Here is a 15,242-nt window from a genome sequence, read left to right as displayed (position 1 = left end):
TTACGACCTGGCACAAAATGGTGTCAGGTTTTTTTGTACTAACTTTGCTTAGTAAGTTTTGGTGTCTAGCTCCAGCGCCTAGCCCCTCTTGGGTCTACAGCCACAAATGAATTGAAGACAAAGAACGTCTTCTATTCATTTGCATCCTATGCCTGTCGGGTCTGATCAAGCCGCTTGCGCTTTTCTAATTACCATTAAATACAAAAAAAGTGACTGTGTAAATAACTATGTATGAACTCATGAAAATAGCCTGTCTGGAGATACTAAGCAAGTAAGAGAGGGGGGATACGGATGGGCCAACAGCATCGTTTTAGATCAGGTCAAAAAGCACCTAATAATGGAATTTATGTAGAAATAGGTGAAACTGGCGATAATGTAAAAAATCCTGGTCAAATTAGATTAAAGGCAGGAGATCGTTTCCCTGAAACAGCTAACGATAATCGCCAATGGACATATAAAAGAAAACCATAAACCTACCTAAATACAAAAAAAATTCAAAAAACCCTACTTTTAAGTAGGGTTTTTTGAATTTTAGTCGAAAATCACTTATTAATGATGATCATGCTTCGCTACTGGTTCGTTAGGGATAACTTCAGCGATAATAAAGATGACAACGATTGCAACGACAGATAAAATAGTTGCAGCCATAAAGTCGTAATGACCACCAGTCATAGAATTAACAACATATGATGCCATGTGGATTAATAAAAAGCCCCAAAAAAATGTCCAAAAGAAACGCACTGCATTCACCTCTATTTCCAGACAATATCTCACTATATATTATCACATATTAATTCATTTTTAAAAGTATCTTTTTGAATTGTTCATAAACTTTCCATACATGACAAAGGTCTATATTTTCGAGATCTGTGATAGAGTCCCATTCTTTTTAACATAGTATACATACATTATATAAACGGGAAAGGAATATGATATTTTCACAACCTCTTTTCCTTATTTAAAAGTCTAAAAAGAGAAAGGTGGTGGGCAAGTGATGATTACGGAGCGCTTTTTTCAGCTTGAAACGGAATGGAATGTCGTCCATTTACCGACAAAACCGAATGGGTTTGGAATTTTAATATTAGGAGATCGATCAGATTTTGTCGATGAATCCTCAAGCTTTTGGCATCAGCATTATGGACGAAATCAACTTATAGCTGAATTAATGAATCAAGGATACACACTGTTTCATTCAAATTTATATGGTAGTAACTGGGGGAGTCCTCGAGCAGTAACAATGGCAAAGCAGCTTTATCACATGATAATGAAAAAAGAAATTTTAAATGAACGGGTTCATTTGTTATCGGAAGGAATGGGTGGATTAACAGCATTACAATTAATGGAGACCATACCTGATAAGATCCGCTCTGTGGCAATGATGAATCCTTGCCTTGACCTCCAAGCCCATCTTGAAAAGGAAAAAGAGCATAAGTTCTTTTATAAGCGTTTAATAAAAGAAATATCGATAGCCTATGGTGTTGATGGGAAAATGATAAAATCATCATTAAATCTACCTTCAATGCATAATATAACCTCTCAAAAGCCAGTTAGGATTTGGCAAAGAATGAATTTTAACACATACCCACCGCAAGATCATAGCAAAAAATATGAAGAAATTAGAAAAAGTATGGGCAGTCCAATTCAACTTATTTATCATCTCGGAGATAACCCTTACCGAACGAACCAATCTATTATTAAATTCTATAAAGAGAATGAGAAGGTTTTGTAACATGAAACGGTATTTCGTACAGATAAAAACACCAAAAAGGCAAGGGGAGTTTCCTTCAATTTTTGGTGTTTTTTTTTGCTGACTCGCCAAACTTTGTTGCTATTTACAAGTAGTGCGGTGTGGTTGATTGCAGCGTGTTCAATCCTGTATTATTTCACTAAATACTAAATTCAAACCGACATGCATACGATAGAATATCTGTCTATGAGGAGGAAAAGCATGTTAAAAAGAGTAATTATCTTTGGAGCACACACATTTATTGGTTTTGCCCTATGTGAACGGATCGTTAATGAAGGTATTGAGGTGAAAGGTGTACTGTTAGAATCGAGTGACTTAATTAAAAAGCGGTTAATAGATGAACGATTGATGATGGTTGGGAGAAATGCATTGTTTCAAACAACAGAAACCTATGAAAGATCAGATTATGAGAACTCGGTAGATATGATCATACATTGTTGTGATGATAGTGAAGAAACCACTTTGATAGACCAAGATCGTAAACTTTTGCATCAATCGGTAGAAGTTTCAAATGAATTACATGTTCCACATGTCTTTATATCAACAATGAAAAGGGTAGACAAAGACTTGCGAAATAAGCATGTATCTTTTTGTGAACAATATCTTTCCGAAAATAAAGAAAAAAGAATGTTGGTTCACCTTCCAATATTGTTTGGTCCATTTCAACCTCCAACAGAAAAAATCCACCAATTTTTAGTCAAAGATAATAAAGAAAATGAAATTCTGATTATAGACGAGCCTATCCTATTTATTCAAGATGCAGTTAATGCTATTTTTGACTTGTTGACGAACTTTCAACAAGGTAAAACTTATTCTATACATAATGATTTAAAGCAAAACCAAAAGTCAGCCTTTTTAATAAAATTAAAGGTGAATCCGGAATGTTTTAATGATTGTAGATCCGAAAAGTACTTGATCAAAAAACCTACAAGTATTGAAAAAGGGTTAAAAGCACAGAAGGAATTTATTGAAAAGTATAGTGAGATTCTTAAGTCGTAAAGCAGTTATTACTTGTACAATTAAATAAGGAAAGGCTAAAATAAAAAGGATAAGTATAATAGGTACATAATGAAAAGGAGGGTTGCCCATGTACAAAAAGCTCGGTCTTGTCCTTATTTTACTTTTTTCGCTTTTCGGTTGTGGACAACCTACAGCACAAGGGAAACTTCAAAAGGTAGGTCTGCTTGTACCTGAAACCATTGATGATCAAGTTTGGGGAACGAAGGGCTATATGGGCCTTCTTAAAATTCAATCTGAGCTAAAGGTTGATGTATTTTATAAAGAAGGAGTGAATAATGAGAGCGAAATTCGTGCTGCAATTGATGAATTTAAGCAAAATGATGTGAATCTTGTCTTCGGTCATGGAAGTGAATATGCTAACTTTTTTAATACGATCAGTAGTGAATATCCTGACATCCATTTCGTGCTATTTAATGGGAAAGCTGACGGAAAAAATGTTACAAGCTTAAATTTTAAGTCAAATGCAATGGGGTTTTTTGGTGGTATGGTTGCAGGAGAAATGTCAAAGTCTGATAAAGTTGGTGTTTTAGCGGCCTTTGAGTGGCAACCTGAGGTAGATGGCTTTTTTGAAGGAGCCTATTATCAAAATGAAAATGTCCATGTAGAAATTCAATATGTGCAAGACTGGAATGATACATCGATTGCTATTCCACTTCTTAATGAAATGATCAAAAATGGTGTTGACATCGTGTATGTAGCTGGAGATGGATATAATGTTTCAGTCATTGAAAGACTAAAAGAGGAAGGCTTGTACGCAATTGGTTTTGTATCCGACCAATCTGATTTAGGAAAAGGTACGGTGTTAACAAGTACCGTTCAACATGTTGATGTCTTATATGAGGTTGTAGCAAATTCCTTTAATAAAGGTGAGCTTGAAAGTGGAGAATTATTTTTTGATTTTCAGGACGGCGTGATTTCTCTAGGGAAGTTTAGTCCTCTTGTAGACAAAGAATTTCAAGCATCGCTTAAAGACCAAATCGAAGAATATAAAAAAACTGGACTACTGCCAAATCAATTATAAACAGGGTATATCTATTATTGCAAACTGATAACAACTACCCTTTCTTATTAACATGGTAAAGAGGCTTCCGTCCTCTTTCCTTTTATATAAATTAAGGCTGTGTTAAAAACTCACTGTTAATTTTGGCACTTTGTTGATTGGAGCAGATACGTGAGCCTCCTGCGGATTGCGTGCGGGTCAAAAGGAGACTCATGCAGGTGCAAAGCAAGCACCGAGGAGGCTCCCGGACCGCCCGCGGAAAGCGAACGCCAAAGCGTAAATCAACAACCAAATTAAGAGAGAGAAATTATAAAAACAAATGGAGTGAATAAATTGGAACAACATCCTAAAACAATGGAATTTATGCAAATTGCAATGAAGTATTTACCAGAGGCTAAACAAAAGCTAGAAAGTTCAGGTATTGAATTATCGATGGAAACTATTCAACCAATGATGGAGCTTTTCACAAAGGTTATGGGAGAGGCTTATGAATTAGGGAAGAAAGACGCGCAATAAAAAGCAGCTGCCATTTGGCAGCTTTTATATTTTCTTCTTAATATAGTCCATAATTGGAGAGAATTGCTTTAACATTGGTTTTAAATTTTCAAGTGAACTCATAATATCATCGATTTGTTCCATAAGTGTAAAATAATTCACTTCAGCTGTTTTATTTTCATCATGGACGGAATCCCCTTGTTGATGGTTGTTTTCTTTCTTTTCTCTTGATGAAGCTTTAGCTCCAAACATAAACTCACTAAAACGGTCAATATGTGGTGAGTTTACATCTTTTTCGTTATTTACATGTTCTTCCTTTTTCTCAAACTGTCCTTTATTCTCCACGATGTCACCCCCATGGACATTTTATTACTATTAGTTTATGTACACATAAGATTCTCGTTCTAGTCGGTTATACTAAAACATTAATATTGAAAAAAAAAACTGGATAAGATAAAATTAGTACCAAGTCATAATAATTGATATAAACTTTATGTAGTAGGTTTACTACAAGATAATTTTTGAATAAAATACCTAACTTTTTTAAAGGGGTTGCAAATATGAATGCAGGAATTATTGGTATCGGTCGATACACACCTGAAAAGATTGTTACAAACGCAGATTTAGAAAAAGTAATGGATACATCTGATGAATGGATTCGTACGAGAACAGGAATAGAAGAACGTCGTATTGCAGATGATTCAATGGATACATCACAAATGGGCATTTTAGCTGCTGAGAAAGCTCTTGAGGATGCAGGAATTGCTGCTGAGGACTTGGATTTAATTCTAGTTGCAACAGTCACACCAGACCAACCATTTCCATCTGTTGCTTGTATGCTTCAAGAAAAATTAGGAGCGAAAAAAGCAGCGGCAATGGATATTAGTGCTGCTTGTGCCGGATTCATGTACGGAATGATTACTGCTAAGCAGTTTATTGAAACAGGTGCATATAAGCATGTTTTAGTAGTAGGTGTTGAAAAACTATCAAAAATTACAGATTGGAACGATCGTAACACTGCTGTATTATTTGGTGATGGTGCAGGAGCAGCAATCATCGGCCCTGTTAGCGATGGGAAAGGGATTTTATCCTTTGAACTTGGAGCAGATGGTACAGGTGGTAAACACCTATATCAAGATGAGTACATCATCATGAATGGTAGAGAAGTCTTTAAGTTTGCTGTTAGACAAATGGGTGAATCAAGTGTAAATGTTCTTGAAAAGGCTGGGTTAAGTAAAGAAGATGTTGATTTCTTAATCCCACACCAAGCAAACATTCGTATTATGGAAGCAGCAAGGGAGCGATTAGACCTTCCGGTTGAAAAAATGTCTAAAACGGTTCATAAATATGGAAACACTTCTGCTGCTTCAATCCCAATCTCGTTAGTAGAAGAAGTAGAAGCAGGCAAAATCAAAGATGGCGATGTAATTGTTATGGTTGGTTTTGGCGGAGGATTAACGTGGGGTGCGATAGCAATTCGTTGGGGTCGCTAATTAGAAATAACTTATTAATAAGATTCACTTATGTTTATACTAATAAACAATTGTTTTGATTTCATTTTGGAATGAAGGACAGCTATGGTAAAAGAAAATGAAGAATGACGAGAACTGCTTCGTCTATCTTTACATATTAAAAGAACTATCTCAAAGGTGAGGTGCAATTTTTATGGAAAAGAAACGAGTTGTTGTAACAGGTTTAGGAGCATTAACACCAATAGGTAACGATGTTCGAACAACTTGGGAAAATGCAATTAACGGTGTATCAGGGGTCGGACCAATTACACGTGTAAACCCAGATGATTATCCAGCTAAAGTTGCAGCAGAACTAAAAGATTTTGATGTTGAGCAGTTTATGGACAAAAAAGATGCTAGAAAAATGGATCGTTTCACACAGTATGCTGTAGCTGCATCATTAATGGCAGTGAAGGATGCTGAGTTAGAAATTACGGACGAAAATGCTCCTCGTGTTGGAGTCTGGATTGGCTCTGGTATTGGTGGAATGGAGACATTTGAACAACAGTATAAAATTTTATTGGAAAAAGGACCACGACGCGTAAGTCCGTTTTTCGTACCAATGCTAATCCCTGATATGGCTACTGGACAGGTCTCAATAGCATTAGGTGCAAAAGGTTTTAATTCATGTACTGTTACAGCCTGTGCAACAGGAACGAATTCAATTGGCGATGCTTTTCGTGTCATTGAAAGAGGCGAAGCCGATGTAATGGTGTCAGGTGGAGCAGAAGCCCCGCTGACAGAAATGTCCTTTGCAGGGTTTTCTGCAAATAAAGCATTATCGACAAATCCTGATCCAAACTCAGCTAGCAGACCATTTGATCAGGATCGTGATGGTTTTGTAATGGGAGAGGGTGCTGGGATTATTGTACTCGAAGAATTAGATCATGCTCTAGCACGTGGTGCAAAAATTTATGCTGAAATTGTTGGATATGGTGCAACAGGTGATGCTCATCATATCACTGCTCCAGCCCCAAATGGTGAGGGTGGTGCAAGAGCGATGAAGCAAGCTGTTGAGGGTAGTGGACTTAACCTTACAGATATTGATTATATCAATGCACATGGAACAAGTACTCCTTACAATGATAAATTTGAAACATTAGCAATAAAAGAAGTATTTGGAGATCATGCCAACAAACTGGCGATTAGCTCAACAAAATCGATGACAGGTCATCTATTAGGTGCAGCCGGTGGAGTTGAAGCAATTTTTAGCATTTTAGCAATAAAAGAAGGAATTATTCCTCCAACTATAAATTATCAAACACCTGATCCAGAATGTGATCTAGATTATGTTCCTAATGAGGCTAGAAAACAAGAAGTGAATGCAGCTTTAAGTAACTCATTAGGCTTTGGTGGACATAACGCAACGATTATCTTTAAAAAATATGAAGCATAAGTAAAATCCGGGACCTGACCTTTGTTAGGTCCTTTTTCGTATATTAAAAGGATGAGCCTATAAAAAAGAACACTCCTTCTAAAGTTCACATACGATAAAAAAGGAAGGGGTGTTACGATGAGTGTTATCAATACAATTGAGTGGTTAAAGGAAAGTCCAAATCAAATAGATATCTGTAAAAAATTAAGCACTTATTTTACGGATAGTAATGAAAGTGAGATCGCAAAATACTTACATTCATTTGGGATGTATAAAGGAAAACAGCAACATGATAAGTGGATAGATTTCCAGGAAAAAGAAAAAGTTTTTTCATTCGTAAGAGGAGAAGAAAGAAAGCTGAAAATGGAATGGAATGGGCCGAATATTCCAATTTTCATTTTTCCTTGTGATCAGAATAATCGGAAAATCGAAACAGAATATAAAGGAAGATCGGGCTTAGCCTTTAAGGATAAGTTGTTTTTGTTTTTATCATCGGAGACATTAAAAATTGATATTAGGTCATTATTCATTCATGAATATCATCATGTTTGTCGTCTTGCAGCCTTAAAAAAGCAAGAAACAAAGTTCACGATAATCGATACGATGATTCTAGAGGGGCTAGCAGAAAATGCAGTTCGTGAAAAGATGGGGGAACGCAATGTATCTTCATGGACAAATCTCTATTCAGATAATCAGTGTGAACGATTTCTTGAAAGGATTATAAATCCACAACGAGATGTAACTAGAGAAAATCACAAATTTACACAACTTATGTTTGGAACAGGCTTATACCCTACTATGCTTGGCTATGCAGTAGGCTATTATCTTGTTAAAAACTATATGAAACATTCAGGTAAAAATGCAAAAGAGCTATTAGGTACATCTGCTGAAGTATTTTTAACTCATTCAAAACGATAATCTCTTTTTATTAATCATATCTTCATGCCATGCATCATAGTGATAATTAAGGACAAGGTTAAAATACAAAATAAGTGAAATAAATCTATGTATTATCTGCATTGATTGGAATAAATTATTTATTTTTTGCCTATACTGTTTGACAAATGGTACTGAAGTGAGGGGTAAAAATATGTTATTTCTTCATGATGTTTGGGTAAATTGGTTTGAAGGTGAAGAGAACGGGTACAACGTCTGTCATTTTCATGAATGGAGAAAGGATGATAGCGTTGAACTCCTTGATCAGGTCCCCCTTTTAAAGGTTAATTCCTTACTTTTTGACTACATAGAAAATAACTTATCGGAGTTACCACCTGGTCTATTAAAAGATATTTTTCAAAAGGCTTATATAAGAAAAAACCATGAGAGAATTCAACTAGATTACTGCTTTATTGTTACAGACGGAATTGGAATATTAGCAGTAGACACAATTGGATATACCATTCCAATTCGCAAAAGTCGGATTATTCCACGTCAGGAGCAGCTTGTATTTGAAATGGTCAAGGATATTGAGCCTGAAGAATATTCGACTGAATTCATTAAAGATGGATCAGAAGAAAAGGACTATCATATTTTGTCGTTGGCACCAGAGTATGTACGTGGTTTAACAAGAAAAGAACGACAATTAAAACAGCTCTTATTTATGGCTCTTGATCAATTACAAGGGACGAAAAATGCAGCAGAGGTTAAGTATTGGTATACCGAATGGAACCCTACTATGTATGGTGATATTCAGGAAAGAGAATTTAATGAAGTGTGGCAAAAGCTATATGAAGAAACATTGCATGGATGGTCTCATAAGCATATTCAACTATGTGAACGCCTAATTAAGGGACAACCCTTCTTTGAAAAGCTCTGGGATATGGAGCATGAATCAAAGGTTAACTAGTGTGGACAAGCTAAGAAACCATATAAAAAAGACGATGTGAGCTGAATGTTGATTAATGTTCAGCTCACATCGTTTTTAATTTGGGAAAAATGTAGGATTTAGTTGAAGGACTTATGAAAGAGAAATCATGTTGATAAAGTTTTGGGGGCAGTTGTAAAAAATAGTTCCTATCTTAAGTTAAGATAGGAACTATAATGATCTGATATTTCTTTAGACTGTTACATTGTTATGTCATTATTTCCGTTTTCGACCTAATCCCATAGCATTTTCCATTTTTCTCACCATTTTATTTGCAACAGCATTCGCTTTTTCAGCACCTTGGTCTAATATTCGGTCCAATTCATCAGATTCCATTAGTTGTTTATATCTTTCTTGAATTGGTGTTAATGTGTTTACAACCACTTCTGCAACATCATTTTTAAAATCTCCATAGCCTTTACCTTCATACCTTGCTTCAATTTGCTCGATAGATTCATTATTTAAGATGGAATATATAGACAAGAGATTTGAAACACCGGGTTTATTTTCTTTGTCATATTTAACAATTCCATCTGAGTCGGTTACGGCACTTTTGATCTTTTTTTCGATTTGCTTTGGTTCATCTAATAATGTGATAAATGCTTTTTGGTTTGCATCTGATTTACTCATTTTCTTGGTAGGCTCTGCAAGTGACATTATTCGAGCACCTACTTTTGGTATACGTACTTCAGGGATTGTAAAGATGTCATTATATTTTTTGTTAAATCGTTCAGCTAGATCTCTCGTTAATTCTAAATGTTGTTTCTGGTCCTCACCTACAGGTACTAGATCAGTATTATATAGCAGAATATCTGCAGCCATTAATGGTGGGTATGTGAGAAGCCCGGCTGAAACAGCTTCTTTACCTTGAGATTTATCTTTAAACTGTGTCATTCTTTCGAGTTCACCGATATAAGCGACACATTGTAACATCCATCCTGCCTGAGCGTGAGCCGGAACCTCTGATTGAATGAAAAGTGTCACTTTTTCAGGATCTAAGCCAACCGCTAAATAAAGTGCGGCAAGACTTTTAATGTTTTTTCTTAAATTGAGTCGATCTTGAGCAACTGTAATTGCATGTTGATCAACGATACAGAAGTAACAATTATATTCATTTTGTAAATCGACAAACTGTTTCAATGCACCAATATAATTCCCTAAAGTAACTGATCCGCTCGGTTGAATACCTGAAAAAATTGTTTTCATGTTTATCCTCCTGGTTTAATTAGTATTAAGTTTTAATCAAGTGAGTTTTGTACTTAGTGTTCGTGTCTAGCTACAGCGCCTAGCCCCTCGAGGTCACAAGCCAATTATCACTGAAAGGTAACGAACACCTTTCTGTGATAATCGTCTTGTGCATGTCGGGGCTGAACAAGGCGCTTCCGCTTTTCAAATAAAATAAGCCCACTCGTACCCAATTGATAGGGACGATGGACCGCGGTGCCACCCTACTTATTTCTAAACAGTAGAAATCACTTCAATCTTTAACGCAAGATTACGTCTGCACGTACTATTTTCTGCACAGAAGCTCAAAAGTCCATTCCATACTGTTCATTACCTGTTCACAGCAACCACAGGCTCTCTTTTAATGAATCTTGTATGTACTATTCTTTGTCATAGCTTAACTATTTTTTTCTTATTATAAGAAACGGAGTGAATTTTTGCAAATCTTTTCAAGAAAAGGGCTATAAATAGTAAATAAAAAGAGCTACTAGCATGATAGCTGTCATGAGAAGACCACAAAAAAGAATCGAAGAATGATCGAAATTCAATAACTCAGAGACAGGGGTCATTTCATTAATTTCCTTTTTTGATAGCTCTTGACCCTTTGATATAAACATTCTGCGAAATCCATAAGAAATTCCATCAAAGAAGCCACCTTTAACAGTCATGGTTAAAAGTGATAAGAATAATAAAGAACCAGCTATAATAAATGAAATATTAATGAATGATAGTAAAGTTAATTTTTGGTAAATGAAAAAAGAAAGTAAGATTGTTGTACATAGAGACACAATAAATAGAGTAAATGTTCTTTTTTGGAGCAATTTAAACCACTCTCTTTCCAATATACGTTAATAACCATTATATCAAATGAAAGGTGGTGGAGCTAAAAATAGAAATAAAGTTATTCTGATAATGCAATTTGAATGAATATTCACAAGATAGTTGTCGAATTGTGTAGTAAATTGCATTTGGATAGGGAGAATATTTGTTAGATTATGTAACCCTTTACAAGTCAACGCGTTAAAGCGTTTGTAAGTAAAATAGTAAAAGTTATGTAAAGTTAAGTGGGTATTTAGAACTATTTTTTCTCTTGAAAACTTAATATTGTTGCATTTGTGTAAATTTTATTAAAAAAATAAATGCACAATTGTTTGAATACTTGTATAATAACGTTGTAAGTACAACTTGTATAAATAAAAGGGAGGTCTATTAGTGAAAAGGTCGAAATATTTTCTACTTTTAGCTTTAACACTAGTACTCAGTATGTTCTTAGCAGCATGTAACGGTGGCGGGGATACTGGGAAAGAGACAGATACTGGTGCTGATGAAGGTAAAGAAGCAACACAAGAAATTAAAGCATTAGAATCACAAGCGATTCCATCAATGGATAGCGTTATGGCCCAAGATACAGTAAGTTTCACTACAATGAACAATGTAATGGAAGGATTATATCGTCTTGATCCTAACCAAGAAGTAGTTCCTGGTATGGCTGATGGTGATCCTGAAGTTAGTGAAGACGGAACAGTTTACACATTTAAATTAAGAGATGCAAAATGGTCTAACGGTGATTCTGTAACCGCTAACGACTTTGTTTATGCTTGGCAACGAGCAATTAATCCCGAAAATGCTTCACCTTATGGTCCATACATGATGGATGGGAAAATTAAAGGTGCTGCTGAAATTTCTGCAGCTGGAGCAGCGAAAAAAGAATATGATCTTAACACTTTAGGTGTTAAAGCAATTGATGAAAAAACACTTGAAGTTACATTAGAAAGACCAATTCCTTACTTTAAATCTTTAATGGCGTTCCCAACGTTCTATCCACAAAATCAAAAGTTTGTTGAAGAACAAGGTGAAAATTACGCAAAAACTGCGGAAAACCTAGTATTTAACGGACCATTCGTTTTATCTGACTGGGGTGGAAGCACAGCATCTGAATGGACTTACTCTAAAAATAAAGATTATTGGGATGCTGAAACAGTTAAGCTAGAAACAGTTCAATGGAATGTATTGAAGGATTCACAGTCATCCGCAAATGCATTTGAAACTGGTGAAGCTGATGTAACAGGTAAGCTTTCATCTGACATCGTTCCTCAATATGAAGGCGATGAGAGAATGGTTACATGGTTAGAGCCAACAATTTTCTGGCTTAAATTTAACCAAAAAGAAAATGAAGCATTGAAAAACCCAGATATCCGTAAGGCAATTGCCCAAGCAATTAATAAAGAAGATTATGTAAACAGTGTATTAAACAATGGTTCAATTGTTGCAAACTATGCTGTTCCACAAGAATTTGCTAAAAATGAGGATGGTAAAGACTTCCGTGAAATTAATGGAAACGAATTATTACCTTATAATGTAGATGAAGCGAAAAAGGCTTGGGAAAAAGGCTTAGCAGCGATTGGAACAGATACAGTTGAAGTTAGATACTTAGGTGATGATACTGAAAGTGCTAAGAAAACAGCTGAATACATTAAAAACCAATTAGAAACAAATCTTCCAGGTCTAAAACTTAAAGTTGAAAGTGTACCATTTAGCGTACGTTTAGACCGTGAAAATTCTCAGGATTATGATATCCAATTAGCTGGTTGGGGTCCTGATTACTTAGATCCAATGACTTTCTCTGACTTATGGTTAACTGGCGGAGGAAACAATAAGATGGATTACTCTAATGAGAAATACGATAAGTTAGTAAAAGATGCTCAAACAACTTTAGCTCAGCAACCAGTAGAGCGTTATGATGCTCTTGCTCAAGCTGAGAAAATTTTACTTGAAGAAGACGCTGCGATTGCACCACTTTATCAACGTTCTTCAAACGTATTAGTAAATGAGAAGGTTGATGGATTCACTTACCATTTAGTAGGTCCAGAATATAGCTTTAAATGGACATCTGTAAAATAATACGTTTTTAATTAACTATGTCTAACTGTTACAATGACTACCTTGGTTGAAAGAGAGTATGTTGATTGTCAATATACTCTCTTTTCCCTTGCTGGAAAATTGTCGAACTTTGTAGAAAATTCAAAATCTTCGGGAGGTGCACTCATATGGTGAAATACTTAACTCAACGTATATTTTATATGATCATTACTCTATTTTTAATTGCCACGTTTACATTTTTCCTCATGAAAATTATCCCTGGTACGCCTTTTACGAATGCTGGTAAATTATCTGAAACACAGCTTACGATCATGAAAGACAAGTATGGTTTAGATGAGCCAATGCCAGTTCAATATATGAACTATATGGTGAATATGTTGAAAGGAGACTTAGGTGTTTCCTTTCAATTCGATAATGTAGGTGTTACTGAAATTCTTTTAAATAGTATTGGTCCCTCGGCAACACTTGGGTTTCAAGCAATTCTATTTGGAACAATTTTTGGAATTATTTTGGGAGTTATCTCAGCGTTAAAACAAAATACATGGGTTGATTATAGCTCAACATTTATCGCCGTTTTAGGGAAATCAATACCTTCATTCGTATTTGCGGGACTATTGCAATATTATATCGGTGTAAAATTAGGTTGGTTCCCTGTTGCGTTTTGGAGAGGACCAGAATATACGGTGTTACCAACAATTGCTTTAGCGATGTTCCCGATTGCTACTGCAGCTAGGTTTGTTAGAACCGAAATGGTAGAGGTGTTAGAATCTGATTACATTACCCTGGCAAAGGCAAAAGGTGCAAGCTGGTTTGATATCGCATTTAAGCATGCGCTTCGAAATGCATTAATTCCGGTTATCACTGTTTTAGGGCCGTTGGTTGTAAGTTTAATGACGGGCTCATTAGTTATTGAAAAAATATTTGGTATTCCAGGTCTTGGTGAACAATTCGTTAAATCTATTACAGTAAATGATTATCCTGTCATCATGGGTACTACTATCCTTTTTGCGGTACTATTCGTTGTTGTTATCTTAATTGTAGATATACTATATGGAATTATTGATCCGCGGATTCGATTAGCGGGAGGGAAAAAATAATGGCACAAGAAAAAATAACAAAAGACATGTTTACTCCCGCTCAAATAGATGCTAACAAAAGTGAAGAGATTTCAAAACCAAGTCTTAATTATTGGCAAGATGCATGGTTACGAGTGAGGAAAAATAAAGGAGCGATAGTTAGTTTAGTTGTCTTAGTGCTATTAACAATTATGGCTCTTGTAGGTCCACACATTAATGATCATGGATATGATGATCAAAATTTAAAACACAATAATTTACCACCAAGAATTCCAGTGTTAGAAAATGTTAGCTGGTTACCATTTGATGGTGATTTAGAAAGAAGAAATGGCGATGTTTACAATGCCTATGAGCAAAAGAATGTTGACGAATATTATTGGTTAGGTACTGATAGTCTAGGTCGTGATCTCTTTACACGTGTATGGAAAGGAACACAAGTTTCTTTATATATCGCTGTATTAGCTGCAGTTATAGACATGGTTATTGGTGTTATATATGGTGCGATTTCTGGTTTCGTAGGTGGTCGAACAGATAATATTTTGCAACGTATTACAGAAATATTAGTTGGGATTCCAAACCTAGTTGTCGTAATCCTAATGATTATTGTATTAGATCCAGGTATTTTATCTATTACCATTGCATTAACGATTACTGGATGGGTCGGAATGGCAAGGGTAGTACGTGCTCAAGTAATGAAATTAAAGCAACAAGAATATGTTTTAGCAGCTAGAACACTGGGACTTGCAAATGGGAAAATAATTTGGAAGCATCTACTTCCCAATTTAGCAGGTGTAATTATCATTAATACGATGTTTACAATTCCAAATGCAATTTTCTTCGAAGCATTTTTAAGTTTCATTGGTTTAGGGTTACAGCCACCATTAGCTTCATTAGGTACACTTATTGATGACGGTTTTAAAGTACTTCAATTATACCCTTATCAAATGATAATACCGGCAGTGGTTATCAGTTTAATTATGATCTGTTTTAACATGATTGCAGATGGACTACGCGATGCTTTGGATCCGAAAATGCGCGACTAAAAAGGTA

The 15,242-nt window shown here is 35.4% G+C and carries 16 protein-coding genes and 1 other annotated feature; of the genes, 12 read left to right on the top strand and 4 right to left on the bottom strand.

The window, feature by feature from the left end; genetic code table 11:
- Positions 1-291: 291 nt before the first annotated feature.
- Positions 292-471 carry a YjzC family protein gene (locus WCV66_RS25910; RefSeq protein WP_066336374.1) on the top strand — a complete coding sequence of 60 codons (180 nt, stop codon included), beginning with the start codon at positions 292-294 and terminating at the stop codon, positions 469-471.
- A gap of 78 nt (positions 472-549) precedes the next feature.
- On the opposite strand, the gene WCV66_RS25905 is transcribed toward WCV66_RS25910, so the two are convergent.
- On the bottom strand, positions 550-741 hold the full coding sequence (locus tag WCV66_RS25905; protein WP_066336371.1) for a YjzD family protein: 192 nt from the start codon (positions 739-741) through the stop codon (positions 550-552).
- Positions 742-991: 250 nt separating this feature from the next.
- Between WCV66_RS25905 and WCV66_RS25900 the strand changes: the two genes are divergently transcribed.
- From WCV66_RS25900 to WCV66_RS25885, 4 genes are all read left to right on the top strand, one after another.
- On the top strand, positions 992-1,729 hold the full coding sequence (locus tag WCV66_RS25900) for an alpha/beta fold hydrolase (RefSeq protein ID WP_338787419.1): 738 nt from the start codon (positions 992-994) through the stop codon (positions 1,727-1,729).
- A gap of 219 nt (positions 1,730-1,948) precedes the next feature.
- The gene (locus WCV66_RS25895) at positions 1,949-2,746 is read left to right on the top strand and encodes a hypothetical protein (protein ID WP_338787418.1); all 798 of its coding nucleotides are present in this window, start codon (positions 1,949-1,951) and stop codon (positions 2,744-2,746) included.
- A gap of 88 nt (positions 2,747-2,834) precedes the next feature.
- Positions 2,835-3,788 (top strand): BMP family ABC transporter substrate-binding protein, encoded by a 954-nt coding sequence (locus tag WCV66_RS25890; protein ID WP_338787417.1) that lies wholly within the window; start codon positions 2,835-2,837, stop codon positions 3,786-3,788.
- A 333-nt stretch (positions 3,789-4,121) separates the two neighbouring features.
- Positions 4,122-4,283, top strand: coding sequence for a ComZ family protein (locus WCV66_RS25885; protein ID WP_066337317.1), 162 nt, complete (start codon positions 4,122-4,124; stop codon positions 4,281-4,283).
- 24 nt (positions 4,284-4,307) lie between these two features.
- Here WCV66_RS25885 and WCV66_RS25880 read toward each other — a convergent pair whose 3' ends face one another.
- Complete coding sequence (locus tag WCV66_RS25880; RefSeq protein ID WP_083964713.1) at positions 4,308-4,607, bottom strand: hypothetical protein; 300 nt, start codon at positions 4,605-4,607, stop codon at positions 4,308-4,310.
- Between the two features lie 215 nt (positions 4,608-4,822).
- Here WCV66_RS25880 and WCV66_RS25875 point away from each other — a divergent pair, with 215 nt between their 5' ends.
- The 4 genes from WCV66_RS25875 to WCV66_RS25860 all read left to right on the top strand — a co-directional run bounded on the left by WCV66_RS25875 (position 4,823) and on the right by WCV66_RS25860 (position 8,994).
- Positions 4,823-5,755: a beta-ketoacyl-ACP synthase III gene (locus tag WCV66_RS25875; protein ID WP_066336359.1), complete on the top strand. Its 933-nt coding sequence runs from the start codon at positions 4,823-4,825 to the stop codon at positions 5,753-5,755.
- A gap of 172 nt (positions 5,756-5,927) precedes the next feature.
- Complete coding sequence (fabF, locus tag WCV66_RS25870) at positions 5,928-7,169, top strand: beta-ketoacyl-ACP synthase II (RefSeq protein WP_338787415.1); 1,242 nt, start codon at positions 5,928-5,930, stop codon at positions 7,167-7,169.
- Between the two features lie 117 nt (positions 7,170-7,286).
- The gene (locus tag WCV66_RS25865) at positions 7,287-8,066 is read left to right on the top strand and encodes a DUF2268 domain-containing protein (RefSeq protein WP_338787414.1); all 780 of its coding nucleotides are present in this window, start codon (positions 7,287-7,289) and stop codon (positions 8,064-8,066) included.
- Between the two features lie 172 nt (positions 8,067-8,238).
- The gene (locus WCV66_RS25860; protein ID WP_338787413.1) at positions 8,239-8,994 is read left to right on the top strand and encodes a YjbA family protein; all 756 of its coding nucleotides are present in this window, start codon (positions 8,239-8,241) and stop codon (positions 8,992-8,994) included.
- A 234-nt stretch (positions 8,995-9,228) separates the two neighbouring features.
- Here the strand turns inward: WCV66_RS25860 and trpS are convergent, their stop codons facing one another.
- Both trpS and WCV66_RS25850 read right to left on the bottom strand, forming a co-directional pair.
- Positions 9,229-10,218: a tryptophan--tRNA ligase gene (gene trpS / locus WCV66_RS25855; RefSeq protein ID WP_066336349.1), complete on the bottom strand. Its 990-nt coding sequence runs from the start codon at positions 10,216-10,218 to the stop codon at positions 9,229-9,231.
- A gap of 214 nt (positions 10,219-10,432) precedes the next feature.
- Positions 10,433-10,639: a binding site (T-box leader), on the bottom strand.
- 58 nt (positions 10,640-10,697) lie between these two features.
- Complete coding sequence (locus WCV66_RS25850) at positions 10,698-11,057, bottom strand: DUF3899 domain-containing protein (protein ID WP_338787412.1); 360 nt, start codon at positions 11,055-11,057, stop codon at positions 10,698-10,700.
- 391 nt (positions 11,058-11,448) lie between these two features.
- On the opposite strand from WCV66_RS25850, the gene WCV66_RS25845 reads away from it, so the two are divergent.
- The 3 genes from WCV66_RS25845 to opp3C all read left to right on the top strand — a co-directional run bounded on the left by WCV66_RS25845 (position 11,449) and on the right by opp3C (position 15,235).
- Complete coding sequence (locus tag WCV66_RS25845) at positions 11,449-13,137, top strand: peptide ABC transporter substrate-binding protein (protein ID WP_338787411.1); 1,689 nt, start codon at positions 11,449-11,451, stop codon at positions 13,135-13,137.
- Positions 13,138-13,283: 146 nt separating this feature from the next.
- Positions 13,284-14,213, top strand: a complete 930-nt coding sequence (gene opp3b, locus WCV66_RS25840) for an oligopeptide ABC transporter permease (RefSeq protein ID WP_066336340.1) — start codon at positions 13,284-13,286, stop codon at positions 14,211-14,213.
- Positions 14,213-15,235: an oligopeptide ABC transporter permease gene (opp3C, locus tag WCV66_RS25835; RefSeq protein WP_338787410.1), complete on the top strand. Its 1,023-nt coding sequence runs from the start codon at positions 14,213-14,215 to the stop codon at positions 15,233-15,235. The genes opp3b and opp3C overlap by 1 nt, the downstream gene beginning before the upstream one ends.
- Positions 15,236-15,242 lie beyond the last annotated feature (7 nt).

It is taken from the genome of Metabacillus rhizosphaerae, from assembly GCF_037201795.1.
GTDB classification, from domain to species: domain Bacteria; phylum Bacillota; class Bacilli; order Bacillales; family Bacillaceae; genus Metabacillus; species Metabacillus rhizosphaerae.
The sequence above is the reverse complement of the archived record's forward strand: the minus strand, read 5'-3'. Positions and strand labels throughout refer to the sequence as shown.